Source organism: Mesorhizobium sp. IMUNJ 23033 (assembly GCF_044778005.1).
GTDB classification, from domain to species: Bacteria; Pseudomonadota; Alphaproteobacteria; order Rhizobiales; family Rhizobiaceae; genus Mesorhizobium; species Mesorhizobium amorphae_A.
Genome location: NZ_JBJACT010000040.1, coordinates 30,196 through 45,667 on the forward strand (window position 1 = coordinate 30,196; position 15,472 = coordinate 45,667).

The window sequence follows — 15,472 nt, forward strand, 5'->3', positions numbered from 1 at the left end:
AAAACGGCTCCCCTGTCATTAGTTCTTTCATTGCTCAGTCACCTATTTGGTTGTGCTGCCACTGCACCCTGCGAAGGCAGCTCAAGGCAGCGGGGACCTACCCCAAGCCCCCACCCGGTCCCCGCTGCTCCTTCTCGATCGCGGAATCCCGGCCTAGACATTAGCGATGGTTAATGGTTGTGTCCGGTTGCATTTCACCGCTGGTGACGTGCAACAGGTGGCAACCTGGCCCGCGTCTCCCCGTACAAGGAGAGACGCGGGTTTCCCGCCCTCTCCATGGCGCAATCAACCGTGATTTGTCTAACCGCCGAATAAGGAGCAATTTCTTTCGGGGCTCCGGCTATCGAGACCGCCGGGGGGCGCGGCCCGGCCTGCAAATTCTGTGGCAACCCAACGAAGCAGACCGGGCCATCAGGCCTCAGCTTACCGGCCCTGTCCCGCGCCATTGAATGAAAGCTGCATCCGTCCCAGTAGTGTCCGCGCTCTGAACCTGCGCTTCAGCACTGTAGGACTGCTCGCCCTTCCTGCTTCATCGCCTTGCGGCGCTCGATCTCTTTCCATGCTTCATGCTCGGAACGGCCAGATGCAGTGCCGACTTCGGGATCGAACACGATGATTGTTCCGGCATTGGTCCAGATAGCGATCATGCGTTCTCCGGCACTTTGGCCGCCGAAACGCGCGCTGGCGAGGCTTGAGGCTCGGCGACCGAGCCGCCCAACGGCCGGGAGGGCTCGCGGGCTCGGGGTCGGCCGCCGGGCCTAACCAGCAACGGTTCGCCGGCTGGAAAGATTGTAGTCCGGCCATGCATTACCGCTAACTTGGCAAAACGGCTGTGTTCGGTTCTTCCTAGGCATCCAATCGGATGAGCCAGAGTCGAAACGTATGGCGAGCGCGCAAGAAAATAGTGCTCGACTGCCGGCTCTCGCCGGTCGCCTGGTGACGACCACGGATGCACACACTGGGATCTGATCAAAGTGTTCCATTGCCAGCCCTGTCGAGAGGCGGGCCGCGATGACCGAACTCTGTCTTTCACCAGCCAAGCCGTGACGCCGAACAAGAGGCGGTGGCCTCTACAGCCACCCGCTGTCGGGGGCGGAATGGGCCTGCTCAATTGTGTTTTGACTATCTGGCTGCTCGAGCGCGTAAAATATCAGGTTCGCCCAGGGGTGGGCGGACTAACTCAGGGAGGATGTTATGAAGATGAATCGACGTAGTGCTCTCGCCCTTGGTGCCACCTCGTTGTCGGCCCCGCTATTGGTCGCATTACCGACTCCGGCAGCGGCCAAGACCTACGGTCCGACTGATGGCAAAGAGATTTTCCCCGGTGTTCGGCTCGTCGAACTGGGAACACGGGACTCCCATATCAAGGGGTACAAGACCATCGCCATGCAAGACGTCGTCTACCAGCCGAAGGGAACTAGCCCGCTGGGGGACGTCATGGCGGACGACATGGTTTGCACGGTCACTGAAGGCGAACTGCAGGTCACGGCCGGGGACATGCAGTTCACGGCCAAGGAAGGCGATGTGTGGAGTTGCGGCAAGGGTAGCACGAAGGAGGCTGCTACGAACAACGGAACAGTGGTCGCAGTGATGCGGGTGATAAACCTGAAGGTTGCATAAGCCAAGTTGCCAAGGAAGATGGCCGGCGCCCGTTGGGCGGGGGGCTTTGGGGTAAAGGCGCCGGCCAGGCGGTCAATCAAGTCCGCCGCCGCAACAGATAGACCGCCTGGACGTATGGTGTGATCGCGGAACTGTGCCTAGCTGCTTTCGTGGTCTCGCTTTCCTCGTCGATCGTTCGCACCTCCGAATGAGGTCACGCAATGGGTCAAGCCGGGTCTGATAGGCCGTGTGAAGCGTTTGCGGGGCGAGGAAGACCTGCGTCACGCATCGCTGCGGGACTTCCGAGACGAGAGCTGGTTTTTGTCGCGCTGCCACCGCCGAGCGGGCCAAAGGTGCCCTCGGCGCGCATGGTTGCATCACGGCGCCTGGCACGGAAACCGACGCGTGTAACGCCACGTCATCGCCTTGCTGGGGGCTCAGGCCGGGAGCCGCCAGCGATAGGCTTCGTCGACCAGGCGCAGCGTGCCGAGATTGTCGGCGGGGCTGCTTTCGAGGATGCGGCCCGCCGCCAGTCCGTCGATAAAGCAGGCGATCGTGTCGCGATAGGAGGCGGCGTAGTTCGCTGCCAGATCGACCGACACGGATTCGGATCGTTCGCCGTCGAGCGTCAGCCGGTCGCGCTCGAGCAGGATGCGGCCGCGTTCGCAGAAGATCTCAAGCCGGTCGAAGACCTCGCCGGGATAGCCGCGTGCATGGAGATTGCCTTGCAGGGTGACCGGTGTTCCATCGCTGGCGACCATCGACAGCAGCGCGTGGTCATCGCCGATCACCGCATCGCTCAGCCGGCCAACGGCGGCGGAGCGCAGGCTGAGTTCACCGAACAGGAAGCGCAGCGTGTCGATGTGGTGGATCAGGATTTCCTTGACCAGCATCTGGTCGAGCGCAGCCAGCATCGGCTGGCGCCGCAGTGCCGGAAGCTGGCCATCTGCGTCCGGCACCAGGCCACTGCTCAGCACGCTCATCTGTGCCTGCACCGGACGGCCGATGCCGGTCTCGTCCAGCCAGCGCCTGATCTGCCGGTAATGCGGCCGGAAGCGCCAGTTCTCATGCACCATGAACGGAACGCGGCCGCCAATCTCGGCCACCAGCGCTTCCGCTTCGGCAAAGCTCGGCGCCAGCGGCTTCTGGCAAAGGATCGCCAGCCCCGCTCGCGCCGCCAGCCGAACATGGGTGGCATGGAACTCACGCGGCGAGGCGATGTCGACGGCATCGAGTTTTTCGGCCGCGATCATCGCTGCGGCGTCGGCATGGATGCCCGCAATGCCGTACTCGGCCGCGCGGGTGTTGCGCGCCTCGGCAGACGGGTCGGCGATGGCGACCACGACGGCCCTGCCGGCCAGGGCGCGATATGCATCGAGGTGGTGGCGCGTCACCCAGCCGGCGCCGATCATGCCAATGCGCAGGGTCATGCCGGCTCCTGGCGGATGCAGGCGGCGCTGGAGGGCACTGACGTCATCAGGCGCCCCGGCGGCTCACCAGCCTTTCCACCAGCACGGCGGCGATGATGATGGCGCCGATCGCCGAGCCCTGCCAGAACGGCGAGACGCCCAGCAGATTGAGGCCGTTGCGGATCATCACCATGATGAAGACGCCGATCAGCGTGCCGATGATCGAGCCGCGCCCGCCGAACAGGCTGGCGCCGCCGATGACAACGGCGGCAATCGCATCGAGCTCCAGCAGATTGCCGGCCAGCGGATCGACCGACAGGATCTTGCCGGCCAGGAGCAGCGCCGAGACGGCCGACAGCGCGCCGGAGACGACATAGGGCAGGATGGCGTAGCCGACGACATTGAGGCCGGCGGTGCGCGCGGCCTCGGCATTCGAGCCGATGGCATAGATGGTTCGGCCGCCCTTGGTGTAGCCGAGATAGAGATAGGCCAGCAGGTAGAGCACGAGCAGGACGAAGACGTTCATCGGGATGAAGGCGACCTTGGTGTAGACGAAGTCGCTCAGCGATTCCGGGATGTTCGAGATCGAGATGCCGCCGGAAAAGATGTAGCAGAGGCTGCGGCCGATCGACATCATGCCGAGCGTGACGACGAAGGCGGCGAGGCCGAAATAGCTGATCAGCACGCCGGAGACGAGACCGATCAAGCCGCCGGCGACGATCCCTACCAGCGCGCCGACCGGCAGGCCGAGGTCAGGCACGACGATGCCGAAGATGATGCCAGTGAGCCCCGCCACCGCACCGACGGAAAGATCGATGCCGCCGGTGAGGATGACGAAGGTCATGCCGATGGCGACGATGCCGACGACCACCGACTGGTCGAGCAGGTTCAGCACGTTGATGGTGGTCAGGAAATAGGGCGAGGCGAACGACAGCGTCACCGCGATCAGGATGGCGAGCAGCAGCATCCTGACTTCCAGCCGTGCGGTCAGCCATTTGAGCGCCTGGCGTGGCGGTGGCGACGCATAGGCGGTGCCGATCGTTTCATTCGCGGCCATTGCGGGTCGTTCCTTGTCAGTCATCAGCGGCATCAGTCATGGGCGGCGTAGTGGGCCTTGATGACGGCAGCCAGTTGGCCGGCGTCGGGCGGCTCAGTGTCGTGCGGCAGAACAAGGCCGGCCGCGCCCATGGCATGGCCGCGCGAGCCCGCGACATCGACGATCAAGGTGTTCAGGCCGCCGTCGGCCTCGGCGACGAATTGCGATTTCGCGGCGGCGAGTGCCGCCGGAATCCGCGTTTCTCCAAAATCCACTGCAGCGCCGTCGCCGAAGCCGGGCGCGGCACGTTGATCGGCGACGGCGACCTTCAGGCAAAACAATTTCTCGTCCTCGATCAGCCCCCAGAAGGCGGCGCCGCGATAGGTGGCGGCGAGGTCGCGCAGGAAGCGCACGTTGCGCTCCATCGAGGTGCGGGGTGCCGCCAACAGCGTCAGCTTCTCCTCGTCCAGCACAGCACTCGGCATGTCGGCGATCGACATGCCGTCGCTGATGACGACGACGCGCTCGCAGATGCCGAGCAATTCGTCGAAGTCGGAGGAGACGATCAGCACCGCGACGCCGCGGTCGGCGATGGCGCGCAGCATGGCGTAGATCGAGGAGCGCGTGCCGATGTCGACGCCCTTGGTCGGCTCGTCGAGCAGGATCACCTCGGGATCGAGCATCAGCCAGCGGGCTATGATGATCTTCTGCTGCATGCCGCCGGAAAAGTTCAGCATGCTGGCGTCGAGCAGCCGGTCCGCCGGCAGGCCGAGCATGGCGAGCAATTCGCTCACCTTCTCGTCGCGCCGCCGATAGGCGAGCCCGAAGCCGCGATGGGCGCCGAGATGGGCGAGCAGAAGGTTTTCCCGCACGCTCAGGTCCGGCACGATGCTCTGGCGGCGGCGGTCCTCCGGCACGAAGCCGATACCGGCGCGGATCGACTGCGCCGGCTTGCGCGGCGCAAACGGCTTGCCGTTGAGGCGCACCGAGCCGCCGTCGCGTCTCCTCAGCCCGAAGATTGCCTCCAGCGTCTCCGAGCGCCCGGCGCCCACCAGGCCGCCGAGGCCGACGATCTCGCCGCGGTGCAGGCTGAAGGAGACGTCGCGGACCAGCGGTACGCTTCTCAGGTTCTCGACTTCGAGCACGACGGGCTTTTCGGCATGCGCGCTCGGTGCCCGCTCGCTATAGATCTGGCTGAGCTCCCTGCCGACCATGTGGCGGATCAGTTCGGTCTGGGTCAGCTTCGCGGTGGCGACGTCGGCGGCGACGGTGCGGCCTTCCCTGAGCACCGTGACCTTGTCGGTGACGGCGAACACTTCCTCCAGCCGGTGCGAGACGAAGGCCAGGGCCCTGCCCTCGTCGCGCAGCTTGACCATGATGTCGAACAGCCGCTCGACCTCGCCGGGGCTGAGCGACGCCGTCGGTTCGTCGAAGATGATGAGGTCGGATTCCAGCGCCAGCGCCTTGGCGATCTCGACCAGCTGGCGCTGCGCGGCGGAGAGCGCGCGCACGTCGCCGTCGAGCGGCAACTGCGCGCGCTGGCCGAGGCGGGAGAGTATGTCCTCGGCTTTCCGTCGCATCTCGCCGAACTTGGGCAGGCCGGGCCGGCCCAACTCGGGGAGAAAAATGTTCTCGACCACCGACAAATCGGGGGCGAGACTTGTTTCCTGCATCACCAGCGAAATGCCGGCATCGATGGCGTCGCGGGCGCGGCGGATCGAAAACGGCTTGCCCCTATAGGCGATGTCGCCTGCATCCGGGCGGATCTGGCCGCAGATGACGCGCGAAAGCGTCGACTTACCGGCGCCGTTGGCGCCGAGCAGAGCGTGGATTTCACCGCGCCTCAGCGTGATCGAGGCATCGGCGAGCGCACGGGTGCGGCCGAACGATTTCTCGACGCCGCTTGCCGTGAACAGGGTTTCTTTCGCTGCTGCCGCCTGCATCTTGCCTTCGCTGGAAAGCCGCGCCGGACCGTCCCGGCGCGGCATTGGAACTTGCCGATGCTACTCGCCGAAGACGTTCTTCTTGGCTTCGGGAAGCAGCTCTTCGATGTTGGTGCTGGTGGCGATCATCACCGGCACCAGGACCTCCTTCGGCGGCGTCTTGCCGGCAAGGTGCTCGGTCAGCGACTTGGCGGCGGTCTCGCCCATCAGCCAGGGCTGCTGCATGCCGGCCGCCGTCAGTTCGCCGCTCTTCAGGAGATCGACGAATTCGGGAATGCCGTCAAAGGCGCCGACGATGATGTCGCCGGAGCGGTTGCTGGCCTTGATGGCGCGCAGCGCGCCCATGGCCGGCGTGTCGGCCTCGATGAACATCGCCTTCAGGTTCGGATTGCCGGTCAGCATGTCCTGCGCGAACTTGAAGGATTCGTCGGCCGTGTAGGCCTGCATCTGCTGCAGCGCGATCTCCTTGCCGTAGCCGCCTGCCTCCATCGCCGAGCGGAAGCCGTCGGTGCGCTTCTGGCCGTTGATGCGGGCGAGCGATATGGTGATCATGCCGTAGGGCGCTTCCTTCATGCCCTTGGCTTTCGCCGCTGCGGCAACCGCCTCGCCGACACCCTTGGCGCCGGCCGTGTTGTCGGAGGCGATGAAGGAGACATATTCGCCTTCGGTGGTGCCGATGTCGCAAATGACGACCGGGATCTTGGCGGCGGCGGCGAGCTTCAGGACGCTCGGCGCGGTCGAGGAATCGGTCGGCGAAATCACGATGCCGGCGACGCCGCGGGTGATCGCGTCCTGCGCATTGGTGAGCTGCTTCTGCGCGTTGTTCTGTGCTTCCAGCGCCTGGAAGGAGTAGCCGCCTTCCTTGGCGCCGGCCTCGACGCCCTTGGCCACGGTGCGCCAGAACGGCACGTCGAGCGCAGGCGCGAGGTAGACGATCTCCTTCGATTGCGCGAAGACGGGCGAAACACTGATGGTCGTTGCTGCCGCCGCTGCCGCGGCGAGTGCGATGAATGTACGTCTTTTCATTTCCGTTCTCCTCCGTTGATGTTTTTCCTGCGATGCGCGCCCGAGGTCCGGCCGGCGCGCTGGATTTTCGAACTCCTCCGACGGACCTCCCTTTTCTGCTCCGTAGACTCCGTGTCTCAGCCGGTCGTGGCCGGCGCGTGCTGTGCGGCGAAATCGGTCTTGCCCAGCCGCGAAAACAGTTCTGCCCGCTCGGCCGGCGACAGGCGGCGCAGCGGCGGCATCAGCCGCTCCCAGCCGCCATCGCCGGTCATTGCGGCCAATGCCGCCTTGACGCTCGCCATCAGCGGGAAGCCGCCGAGCACGCCGCGAATGGCCATCGCCGAAGCCGCCGCCTGGCGGCCCTTCTCGCTGTCGGGATCCGACCAGGCGATCTGCGACAGCGCGCCGGTGACGTTGGTGGTGGCCGAGATGCAGCCGGCAAAGCGCGAGCTCTTCCATTCGGTCAGGCTGCCTTCGGAACTGGGAAAGACGTCGAAGCCCGGAAACTGCACGGCCAAGGAGCGCGAAAAGGCGATGTCGCCGGAAGAATCCTTGAGGCCAACGACGATGTCGGGATAGCGCTCGCGCAGCCGTGCAATGGCTTCGGCGGCGAAGGGCACGCCGGTGTTTTGCGGGATGTGGTAGAGGTAGATCTTCAGGCCGAACGGGCCGGCATTGGCGATCACCTCGCCGACATGATTGGCCAGGCTCTCGGCATCGATGCCCTTGTAGTAGAAGGGCGGCAGAAGCAGCGCTCCCGCGAAACCCAGCTCCCGCGCGGCCCTGGTCAGCGCCACCGCGTCGGCCAGCGCCGAGGCGCCTGTGCCGACCATCATGCGCTGCAGCGGAACGCCTGATTGCGCCACCGCCCGCATCGCGGCGATGCGCTGCTCGACCGAGAACGAGGTCGCCTCACCGGTGGTGCCGAGCAAATTGATGCCGTCGCAGCCGCCGTCGCCGAGCAGCCAGCGGCAATGGCCGATCAGGCGGTCGGTGTCGATCGACAGGTCGGCATTGAGCGGCGTGGGCGTGGCGGCAATGACGCCTTTCAGGGTCTTCATGCTTTGGATCCGGAGGCTTTGGTTGAAGCGGGCTCGCCGTCTGCCCAGAACAGGTTTCGCGGCGTGTCGACGAGCACCTGCCGGCGCAGGTCTTCCGAGGGCAGCCAGTCCCAGACGAGGTCGAGAATGGCGCCGTCGTCGGGCACCGCCTCGAAGCATTCGGTGTGCGGCCAGTCGAGCGCCCAGATCAGCGCGGCCGGTGCGCGGTCGACGAGGCGCTCGACGAAAGGCTTGAGCGCGGCGTAGCGATCCGGGGCGACGCGATACGGCGCCGACATCTTGACGATGCATTTTCCGGCGGCCGCCAGTTCGACCAGCTCGGCAAAGGCACGGCCATCGGGGCCGCGCGCCAGCTCGGGGAAGCCGAAATGGTCGATGATGACGGGAACGTCCGCAGCGGCGACGACGTGGCCGAGATCGGAAAAATCCTCGATGTCGACCTGCAGCTGGATGTGCCAGCCAAACGGCTTGACGCGCTCGGCGACAGCGTGAAAATCCTTCATCGACAGGCCGGCCGGATTGCGCGGATTGATGCGCAGGCCGCGCACGCCGAGCCGGTGCGCCGAGGCGAACAAGGTTTCGGGCGCCTTGGGCGAAATCACCGCCACGCCGCGCAGCCTGTCGGGCATGGTCTCCAACGCTTCGAACAGCACGCTGTTGTCGAAGCCGTAGACGCTCGGGTGCACCAGCACCGCGCGCTCGATGCCATAGGCGTCCATGACCCGGCGGTAGTCGATGATGGTGACCGGCGAAGGCGTGTAGCCGCGGCCAGGGTCGAGCGGGAAGCGCGCGACCGGCCCGAAGACATGGGCGTGGGTGTCGCAGGTTCCCGGCGGCAGGCGGTTGGCGTCGCGCCGCACCGGCGTCAGCGGCGGCAGGCAGAGCCGTGGTTCCGTCCTGATCCCGGGCCGTTCCGCGTTCATTCGTCAGCCCCCTCGCCGTGCGCCGGCCTGGCGACGAGGAAATCGAAGTCGCAGCCCTGGTCGGCCTGCAGCACGTGGTCATGGTAGAGCTGGGCATAGCCGCGTTCGGGCCGCTCGACGGCGGGGCGTGCCGCGGCGGCGCGCCTGGCCAGTTCCGCGTCGTCGATGAGAACGTCGATGCGCCGCCCGGCGACATCGAGCTTGATCCGATCGCCGTCGCGCACCAAAGCGAGCGGACCGCCCGCGGCGGCTTCCGGCGATACATGCAGGATGACGGTGCCGAAGGCGGTGCCGCTCATGCGCGCATCCGACAGACGGACCATGTCCTTGACGCCTTCGGCGGCGAGCTTCTTCGGGATCGGAATGTAGCCGGCCTCCGGCATGCCGGGCGCGCCCTTCGGCCCGGCATTGCGCAGCACCAGCACATCGTCGGCGGCGACGTCGAGATCGGGATCGTCGATGCGCTCGGCAAGGTCGGCGACCGATTCGAAAACCACGGCGCGGCCGGTGTGCTGCATCAGCGCGGGCGACGCCGCCGAATGCTTGATGACGGCGCCGCGCGGGCAGAGATTGCCCGACAGCACGGCCATGGCGCCTTGCGCTTTCAACGGCCGGCCGAGCGGCCGGATGACATGCTGGTCGTGCATGTGCTCGCGCTTCATCACCCTGTCGGCAAGCGTGCCGCCGCCGATGACGGGCACCGTGAGATCGAGGAAGCCGGTGAGTTCGGCGAGCAGGCGCGGCACGCCGCCCGCCTCGTGGAAATGCTCCATGTAGTGCTCGCCCGAAGGCTTCAGGTCGACCAGCACTGGAACCTCGCGGCCGATCCGGTCGAACTCGGCAAGATCGATCGCGTACCCTGCCCGGCCGGCGATCGCGGCGAGATGGATGATGCCGTTGGTCGAGCCGCCGATAGCCTGCATGACGACCATGGCGTTGCGCAGTGCTGCCGGGGTGACGAGTTCGCTGGGAAACGGCCTGCCGCTGACGGCAAGCGCGGCGGCGACCCGGCCCGATGCTTCGGCCGAACGGACCCGCTCGGCCAGCGGCGCCGGAATCGAGGCGCCAAAGGACACGGTGAGGCCGATGGTCTCGGCGATGATGGCCATGGTGCTGGCGGTGCCCATCACCATGCAGGTGCCGACGGACGGGGCCAGCCGGCCGTTGACCAGATCGATCTCGGCGGCGTCGATCTCGCCGGCGCGATGCCCCGACCAGAGCCGGCGGCAGTCGGTGCAGGCGCCGAGCGTCTCGCCCTTGTGATGGCCGACCACCATCGGCCCGACCGGAACCACGACCGTCGGCAGGTCGGCGCTGATCGCGCCCATGATCTGCGCCGGCAAGGTCTTGTCGCAACCGCCGACGACCACGACAGCATCCATCGGCTGCGCCCGGATCATCTCCTCGGTGTCCATCGCCATCAGATTGCGCAGCACCATCGAGGTCGGGTGGGCGAAGGATTCGTGGATCGAGATGGTCGGGAACACCATCGGCAGCGCACCCGACAGCATGACGCCGCGCTTGACCGCCTCGATCAGCTGCGGCGCATTGCCGTGGCAGGGATTGTAGTCGCTGGCGGTGTTGACGATGCCGACGATCGGCCGGTCCAGCGCATCGTCGGAGTAGCCGGCGGCCTTGATGAAGGCCTTGCGCAGAAACAGCGAAAAGGCCGCGTCGCCGTAGCTGGTCACTCCCTTTCTGAGGCCGCGATAGACCAATCGACACCTGTGGACTCAAATTTGCGCAGACATCGGGACCGCGTCGCCGGAGCGAGGGCCACCGCTGACGTCGCACCATAGGCAAGCGGCCATTATTGTCAATAATCCTTGCTTCCGATTTCTACCAGATACGCCAAATCAGGCAATATCCCTTGCCTATGCGCACATATTATCGATTATGTGAAGCCCTTGCTGCAAGTTGCGGGAAGGCTCGGTCTGCGGCTAGAGTGGCCCACAAGACGGCGCGAGGACGACACAATGCTCAACATGGCAGACTATGGCGGCAAGGAAGCCGACGTCGTTAAGGCGCTGGAGGAAGACATCATCTTCGGAAAGCTGGCGCCCGGCACGCGGCTGGTCGAGGACGTGCTGCTCGCCCGCTTCCCGGTCTCGCGCCACACAATCCGCCAGGCGCTCTACCAGCTGGAAAAACTCGGCGTCGTCACCCGCGAGCGCAACAAGGGCGCGATGGTCAGGCGCCTGTCGCCGGACGAGGTGCGGCAGATCTACGAGGTGCGCGAACTGTTGCAGCGCCAGGCAGCGCTGATGATCCCGCTGCCGGCCAGCGATGCCTTGATCGCGGAGCTGATGGAGATCCACCGGGTCTACAGCGCCCATGTCGACGCCCACTATCTGCGCGGCATCCATGAGGCCAATGACCGGTTCCACCTGACCATGTTCTCGGCCTGCGGCAATGACTATCTGGTGTCGTCGATCGACCACTACATGCGGCTCAGCCTGCCGGTGCGGGCGAATTCGCTGGCCGATCGCGACAAGCTCGAAGTCTCGCGCCAGCACCACTGGTTCATGATCGAGGCGATGAAGCGCAAGGACAATTGGGTGCTGGCCCAGCTCTGCGTCGACCATCTGCAGCCGAGCAAGGTCTTTTATCTGCAGGAGATCGAGAAGACGGGCGATGGGATTTAGGAGTCTTGGGGCCACTCACCCTGTGTCGCGTTCCTTCGCGCCCCCCTCTGTCCTGCCGGACATCTCCCCCTCAAGGGGGGAGATTGGCAGCTCCGGCCTTCCTGCAGTGCTTGAGATTGGCGAAAGCCGAAGTGAAATCTAATCTCCCCCCTTGAGGGGGAGATGTCCGGCAGGACAGAGGGGGGTGTTCAAGCGCCGACATTTCGGCCTCTCGGCTCGCCGGCTACGACCTCACCCCGGCAGCCGCCTCCTAACCACCGCCGCGTGGAAACGCGCGCCATGCAGCAGTCCCTGGTCGTTAAAGTCGTAGGCCGGATTATGCAGCGGCGCGCTATCGCCGTTGCCGAGGAAGACGAAGCAGCCCGGCACATGGGTCAGGAAGCGGGCGAAGTCTTCCGAGCCGGTCATCGGCTCCGCCGCGACGCCTACGGCATCGCCGGCGAGCACGCTCCTGGCCGCCACGAAGGCCTCGTCGACCAGTGCGGCATCGTTGACCAGCGGCACGAATTCGCGCGTGTAGGTGACCGCGGCCGAAACATTGTGCGCCAGCGCGGTGCCTTCGGCGATCTTGCGCATCTGCTTCTCGATCGCGGCGCTGACTTCGGGCCGGAAACTCCTGGCGTCACCGAGGATGCGGGCCAGCCCGGGCAGCGCGTTGCGGGTGCCGTCGGTGATCAGCTCGGTCACCGAGACGACGCCGATATCGGCCGGGCTCAGCCGGCGCGAGACGATGGTCTGCAGGGCGGTGACCAAAGCGCAGGCGGCGACCAGTGTCTCGCTGCCGGAATGCGGCCGCGCCGCATGGCCGCCGACGCCTTTCAGCACGATCTCGAAATTGTCCTCCGCCGACATGATCGGCCCGGCGCGGGTCTCGAAATGGCCGACCGGCAGGCCCGGCATGTTGTGCAGGCCAAAAATCTCCTCGAAGGGGAAGCGCTCGATGAGGCCATCGTCCAGCATGGCGAGCGCGCCCCTGCCCCACTCCTCGGCCGGCTGGAAGATGAAGCGCACCGTACCGTCGAAGCCGCCTTCGCCGGCCAGCAGTTTGGCAGCACCCAGCAGCATCGACGTGTGGCCGTCATGGCCGCAGGCATGCATGGTACCAGGGGTCTGCGAGCGGTAGGTCATCGTGCCCTGTTCGGCGATGCGCAAGGCATCCATGTCGGCACGCAGCGCGATCGCGCGGTTGCCGCTGCCCTTGGTCAGCGTGCCGACGACGCCGGTGCCGCCGACCCCCTCGGCGACCTCCAGCCCGAACTCGCGCAGCTTTTGCGCGACGAAGGCCGCGGTGCGCTTCTCCTCGAAGCCGAATTCGGGATGGGCGTGCAATTCATGCCGCCATGCGGTCATGTCGCGATGGAGGTTTTCCTGATCGAGTTCGGCCATGGTCATCCGCCTTCACGCAGTCTGCAGCAGGACATCCTCTGGCGCCATGCCGACCAGCTCGGCATAGCGGCCGGGATCGGTGGCGCCTTCGGTGTTGATAACCAGCACGCGGGAACCTGCATCGAGGCCGAGGGCTGCCCGCGTGTCGCGCGACGCCGCGGCGCGGATAAGCCCGGCGAGCCCTGCCCCGCCGCTCTCGCCGGAGACGATCGCCGGATCGTCCCCAGAGGGCCGCGCCAGCCGGTTCATCACCGCCACCGCGTCGTCCTCCTCGACCGTCATGAAGGCATCACCGACCCTGGACAGCACGCGCCAGGCAACCGGCGAAGCCTCGTAGCATTCGAGCATCGCCATCACGGTCGGCTCATCATGCGGGATTTTCACCGGACGACCGGCCTCGGCGGTGGCGTAGATGCAGGCCGCCCGCGCGGGCTCGACCACCGTCACCGTCGGCCTGTCCTCGCCGAGCACGACGGCGAGATGGCCTGCTAGGGCCGCAGCGAAACCGCCGACGCCGGCCTGCAGGAAGACATGGGTGGGTGGCTTGGGCAGGTGCCGCAGCGCCTCGCGCACGATCACCGTGTAGCCCTGCATGACCAGGCCGGGAATGCGCTCATAGCCCGGCCAGGATGTGTCGGAGACGACGGTCCAGCCGCGCGCGGCGGCGATCTCGGCGGCTTGCCTCACCGAATGGTCATAGCCACCGTCGACCCGCACCATCTCGGCGCCGAAGCGCGCGATTGCCGCTACACGTTCGGCGCTGACGCCGGAGTGGACGAAGACCACCGAGCGGGCACCGACCAGGCCGGCACCCTGCGCCACCGAGCGGCCGTGATTGCCGTCGGTTGCGCAGACGAAGGTCATGCCGGCGGCAATGGCGCGCACGTCGGCTTCATTCAGCTCAGTGACGTCGACAGTCCGGCCGAGCCGTTTTGAAGCCTCCTCCAGCACCAGCCGGATGACGGCATAGGAGCCGCCCAGCGCCTTGAAGCTGCCGAGCCCGAGCCGCAAACCTTCATCCTTGACGTGCAGCGAGCCGACGCCGAGTTCGGCGGCCAGCGCCGGCAGCGCATGCAGCGGCGTTTCGGCATGGTTCTCGCGCAGGCAGAGGAAACGCTCGGCCTCGGTGGCCCCGGCAAGGCCGAGCGCAGAGGCGTCGGCCGCCACCAGCGGCTGGCGATGTTCAGGACGGCGGTTGAGCAGCAGCATGGTCTATTCCCTTGAGCGCTGAAATCTATTGCAAGGCGGATGAGAATTGCGCTCTGTTTCGACCATCTGATTGCAAGTTTGTTTCGTCTGGATGTCGCCATGCCCGCTTCGCAAAGCCTCGACAGCTTCGACCGCGCCATCCTCGCCATCCTGCAGAAGGACAACACGACGCCGCAGCGGGTCATCGGCGAAGCGGTCAATTTGTCGGCGCCGGCCGTGCAAAGGCGCATCAAGCGCATGGAGGAAACCGGCATCATCCGCGCCAATGTCGCGCTGGTCGACCCGGCCAAGGTCGGCCATCCGATCACACTGTTCGTCGAGGTGGAGGTGGAGAGCGAACGGGCCGAGCTGATCGACGCCGCCAAGCGCAGCTTCATCGCCGTGCCCGAGGTGCAGCAATGCTACTATGTGACGGGAGATGCCGACTTCATCCTCGTCATCACCGTCGCGACGATGGCCGACTATGAGGCGCTGACCCGGCGGCTGTTCTTCGAGAACAACAACGTCAAACGCTTCCGCACCTTCGTCGCCATGGACCGGGTGAAGGTCGGGCTGGAAGTGCCGGTGTGAGGTGGCGGCGCGTCGGAGCTGCCAATCTCCCGCAATCTGAACCCCTCGCCCCCTGCCCGAGGGACGGACCGTGATACAGTTTCTGTATCAGGAGCTACCGGCGTCCAAACGCTCGTGGTGGCTGATCGTCGAGAAGCATGGCGAGGTCGACCTGTGCTGGTACGATCCGGGCTTCGAGGTTGACCTCTATGTCTCGACCGACCTGCACACGATGACGGCGATCTGGATGGGGCTGACGACGGTCGAGAAGGCCGGTGCGAAGGTCGCCTTGACCGGCGACCAGGCCATCGGCAGGAAGATGCAGACCTGGCTCGGCCTCAGCCCGTTCGCGTTGGAACCCAAGCGCGCTGCGTAAGGTGGGTCAAGACCCAATCATTCCGAACGACTGGTTCGACCTCCATCTTGGCCGCAACGACGTTGCTGACCGTTGCCCGAAAGCAGACATTCGACTGCGGCACCGCGTTGGCCGCTTTGCGCCGCATGTCGGCCGTAGAGAATCAGCTTCGTCTGGTGCTGAAAGCAGATGAGGTGGATGGCTCCCGCTCCCGGCATCACAGTGCCACAGTGGGTTTGCTGTCAGGCAACCCGAGCTAAGGAGCCATCCGCCATGCAGATTACCACCGTGGGCCTTGATCTGGCCAAGCGCATTTTTCAAGTTCACGCCGTCGACGCGTCTGGAGACGTTG

The 15,472-nt window shown here is 65.8% G+C and carries 13 protein-coding genes and 2 pseudogenes; 5 read left to right on the forward strand and 10 right to left on the reverse strand.

The window, feature by feature from the left end; translation table 11 throughout:
• Positions 1-497: 497 nt before the first annotated feature.
• The gene (locus tag ACFX5Q_RS30860; protein ID WP_404283954.1) at positions 498-647 is read right to left on the reverse strand and encodes a hypothetical protein; all 150 of its coding nucleotides are present in this window, start codon (positions 645-647) and stop codon (positions 498-500) included.
• A 547-nt stretch (positions 648-1,194) separates the two neighbouring features.
• Between ACFX5Q_RS30860 and ACFX5Q_RS30865 the strand changes: the two genes are divergently transcribed.
• Positions 1,195-1,620, forward strand: coding sequence for a hypothetical protein (locus ACFX5Q_RS30865; RefSeq protein ID WP_404283956.1), 426 nt, complete (start codon positions 1,195-1,197; stop codon positions 1,618-1,620).
• A gap of 189 nt (positions 1,621-1,809) precedes the next feature.
• Positions 1,810-1,911, forward strand: a pseudogene (locus ACFX5Q_RS30870) (ATP-dependent DNA ligase); the annotation flags it as partial.
• Between the two features lie 125 nt (positions 1,912-2,036).
• Here the strand turns inward: ACFX5Q_RS30870 and ACFX5Q_RS30875 are convergent.
• The 7 genes from ACFX5Q_RS30875 to ACFX5Q_RS30905 all read right to left on the reverse strand — a co-directional run bounded on the left by ACFX5Q_RS30875 (position 2,037) and on the right by ACFX5Q_RS30905 (position 10,667).
• The gene (locus ACFX5Q_RS30875; protein ID WP_404283957.1) at positions 2,037-3,029 is read right to left on the reverse strand and encodes a Gfo/Idh/MocA family protein; all 993 of its coding nucleotides are present in this window, start codon (positions 3,027-3,029) and stop codon (positions 2,037-2,039) included.
• Between the two features lie 46 nt (positions 3,030-3,075).
• Positions 3,076-4,065, reverse strand: coding sequence for an ABC transporter permease (locus ACFX5Q_RS30880; protein WP_404283959.1), 990 nt, complete (start codon positions 4,063-4,065; stop codon positions 3,076-3,078).
• Positions 4,066-4,097: 32 nt separating this feature from the next.
• Positions 4,098-6,032, reverse strand: a complete 1,935-nt coding sequence (locus ACFX5Q_RS30885) for a sugar ABC transporter ATP-binding protein (RefSeq protein WP_404283961.1) — start codon at positions 6,030-6,032, stop codon at positions 4,098-4,100.
• Between the two features lie 15 nt (positions 6,033-6,047).
• Positions 6,048-7,013, reverse strand: a complete 966-nt coding sequence (locus tag ACFX5Q_RS30890) for a substrate-binding domain-containing protein (RefSeq protein WP_404283963.1) — start codon at positions 7,011-7,013, stop codon at positions 6,048-6,050.
• Between the two features lie 116 nt (positions 7,014-7,129).
• Positions 7,130-8,053, reverse strand: coding sequence for a dihydrodipicolinate synthase family protein (locus ACFX5Q_RS30895; RefSeq protein ID WP_404283964.1), 924 nt, complete (start codon positions 8,051-8,053; stop codon positions 7,130-7,132).
• The gene (locus tag ACFX5Q_RS30900) at positions 8,050-8,976 is read right to left on the reverse strand and encodes an amidohydrolase family protein (RefSeq protein WP_404283966.1); all 927 of its coding nucleotides are present in this window, start codon (positions 8,974-8,976) and stop codon (positions 8,050-8,052) included. The genes ACFX5Q_RS30895 and ACFX5Q_RS30900 overlap by 4 nt, the downstream gene beginning before the upstream one ends.
• A complete protein-coding gene (locus ACFX5Q_RS30905; RefSeq protein ID WP_404283967.1) occupies positions 8,973-10,667 on the reverse strand; it encodes an IlvD/Edd family dehydratase in 1,695 nt (564 codons plus the stop codon). The genes ACFX5Q_RS30900 and ACFX5Q_RS30905 overlap by 4 nt, the downstream gene beginning before the upstream one ends.
• A gap of 285 nt (positions 10,668-10,952) precedes the next feature.
• On the opposite strand from ACFX5Q_RS30905, the gene ACFX5Q_RS30910 reads away from it, so the two are divergent.
• A complete protein-coding gene (locus tag ACFX5Q_RS30910; RefSeq protein ID WP_404283969.1) occupies positions 10,953-11,621 on the forward strand; it encodes a GntR family transcriptional regulator in 669 nt (222 codons plus the stop codon).
• A 231-nt stretch (positions 11,622-11,852) separates the two neighbouring features.
• Here ACFX5Q_RS30910 and ACFX5Q_RS30915 read toward each other — a convergent pair whose 3' ends face one another.
• Positions 11,853-13,007, reverse strand: coding sequence for a M20 aminoacylase family protein (locus ACFX5Q_RS30915; protein ID WP_404283971.1), 1,155 nt, complete (start codon positions 13,005-13,007; stop codon positions 11,853-11,855).
• Between the two features lie 12 nt (positions 13,008-13,019).
• Positions 13,020-14,216 (reverse strand): diaminopropionate ammonia-lyase, encoded by a 1,197-nt coding sequence (locus tag ACFX5Q_RS30920; RefSeq protein WP_404283973.1) that lies wholly within the window; start codon positions 14,214-14,216, stop codon positions 13,020-13,022.
• A gap of 99 nt (positions 14,217-14,315) precedes the next feature.
• Between ACFX5Q_RS30920 and ACFX5Q_RS30925 the strand changes: the two genes are divergently transcribed.
• Together ACFX5Q_RS30925 and ACFX5Q_RS30930 are read left to right on the forward strand one after the other, a co-directional pair.
• Entirely contained in the window at positions 14,316-14,786 is a 471-nt protein-coding gene (locus ACFX5Q_RS30925) for an Lrp/AsnC family transcriptional regulator (RefSeq protein ID WP_404283975.1), read from the forward strand.
• 30 nt (positions 14,787-14,816) lie between these two features.
• Positions 14,817-15,141, forward strand: a pseudogene (locus ACFX5Q_RS30930) (transcriptional regulator); the annotation flags it as partial.
• Between the last annotated feature and the right edge of the window lie 331 nt (positions 15,142-15,472).

Bases quoted from the DNA above. Each gene is read 5' to 3' on its own strand.
- ACFX5Q_RS30880 (WP_404283959.1), bottom strand. From the start codon at position 4,065: ATGGCCGCGAATGAAACGATCGGCACCGCCTATGCGTCGCCACCGCCA.
- ACFX5Q_RS30890 (WP_404283963.1), bottom strand. From the start codon at position 7,013: ATGAAAAGACGTACATTCATCGCACTCGCCGCGGCAGCGGCGGCAGCA.
- ACFX5Q_RS30915 (WP_404283971.1), bottom strand. From the start codon at position 13,007: ATGGCCGAACTCGATCAGGAAAACCTCCATCGCGACATGACCGCATGG.
- ACFX5Q_RS30910 (WP_404283969.1), top strand. From the start codon at position 10,953: ATGCTCAACATGGCAGACTATGGCGGCAAGGAAGCCGACGTCGTTAAG.
- ACFX5Q_RS30920 (WP_404283973.1), bottom strand. From the start codon at position 14,216: ATGCTGCTGCTCAACCGCCGTCCTGAACATCGCCAGCCGCTGGTGGCG.
- ACFX5Q_RS30860 (WP_404283954.1), bottom strand. From the start codon at position 647: ATGATCGCTATCTGGACCAATGCCGGAACAATCATCGTGTTCGATCCC.
- ACFX5Q_RS30885 (WP_404283961.1), bottom strand. From the start codon at position 6,032: ATGCCGCGCCGGGACGGTCCGGCGCGGCTTTCCAGCGAAGGCAAGATG.
- ACFX5Q_RS30875 (WP_404283957.1), bottom strand. From the start codon at position 3,029: ATGACCCTGCGCATTGGCATGATCGGCGCCGGCTGGGTGACGCGCCAC.
- ACFX5Q_RS30925 (WP_404283975.1), top strand. From the start codon at position 14,316: ATGCCCGCTTCGCAAAGCCTCGACAGCTTCGACCGCGCCATCCTCGCC.
- ACFX5Q_RS30900 (WP_404283966.1), bottom strand. From the start codon at position 8,976: ATGAACGCGGAACGGCCCGGGATCAGGACGGAACCACGGCTCTGCCTG.
- ACFX5Q_RS30895 (WP_404283964.1), bottom strand. From the start codon at position 8,053: ATGAAGACCCTGAAAGGCGTCATTGCCGCCACGCCCACGCCGCTCAAT.
- ACFX5Q_RS30865 (WP_404283956.1), top strand. From the start codon at position 1,195: ATGAAGATGAATCGACGTAGTGCTCTCGCCCTTGGTGCCACCTCGTTG.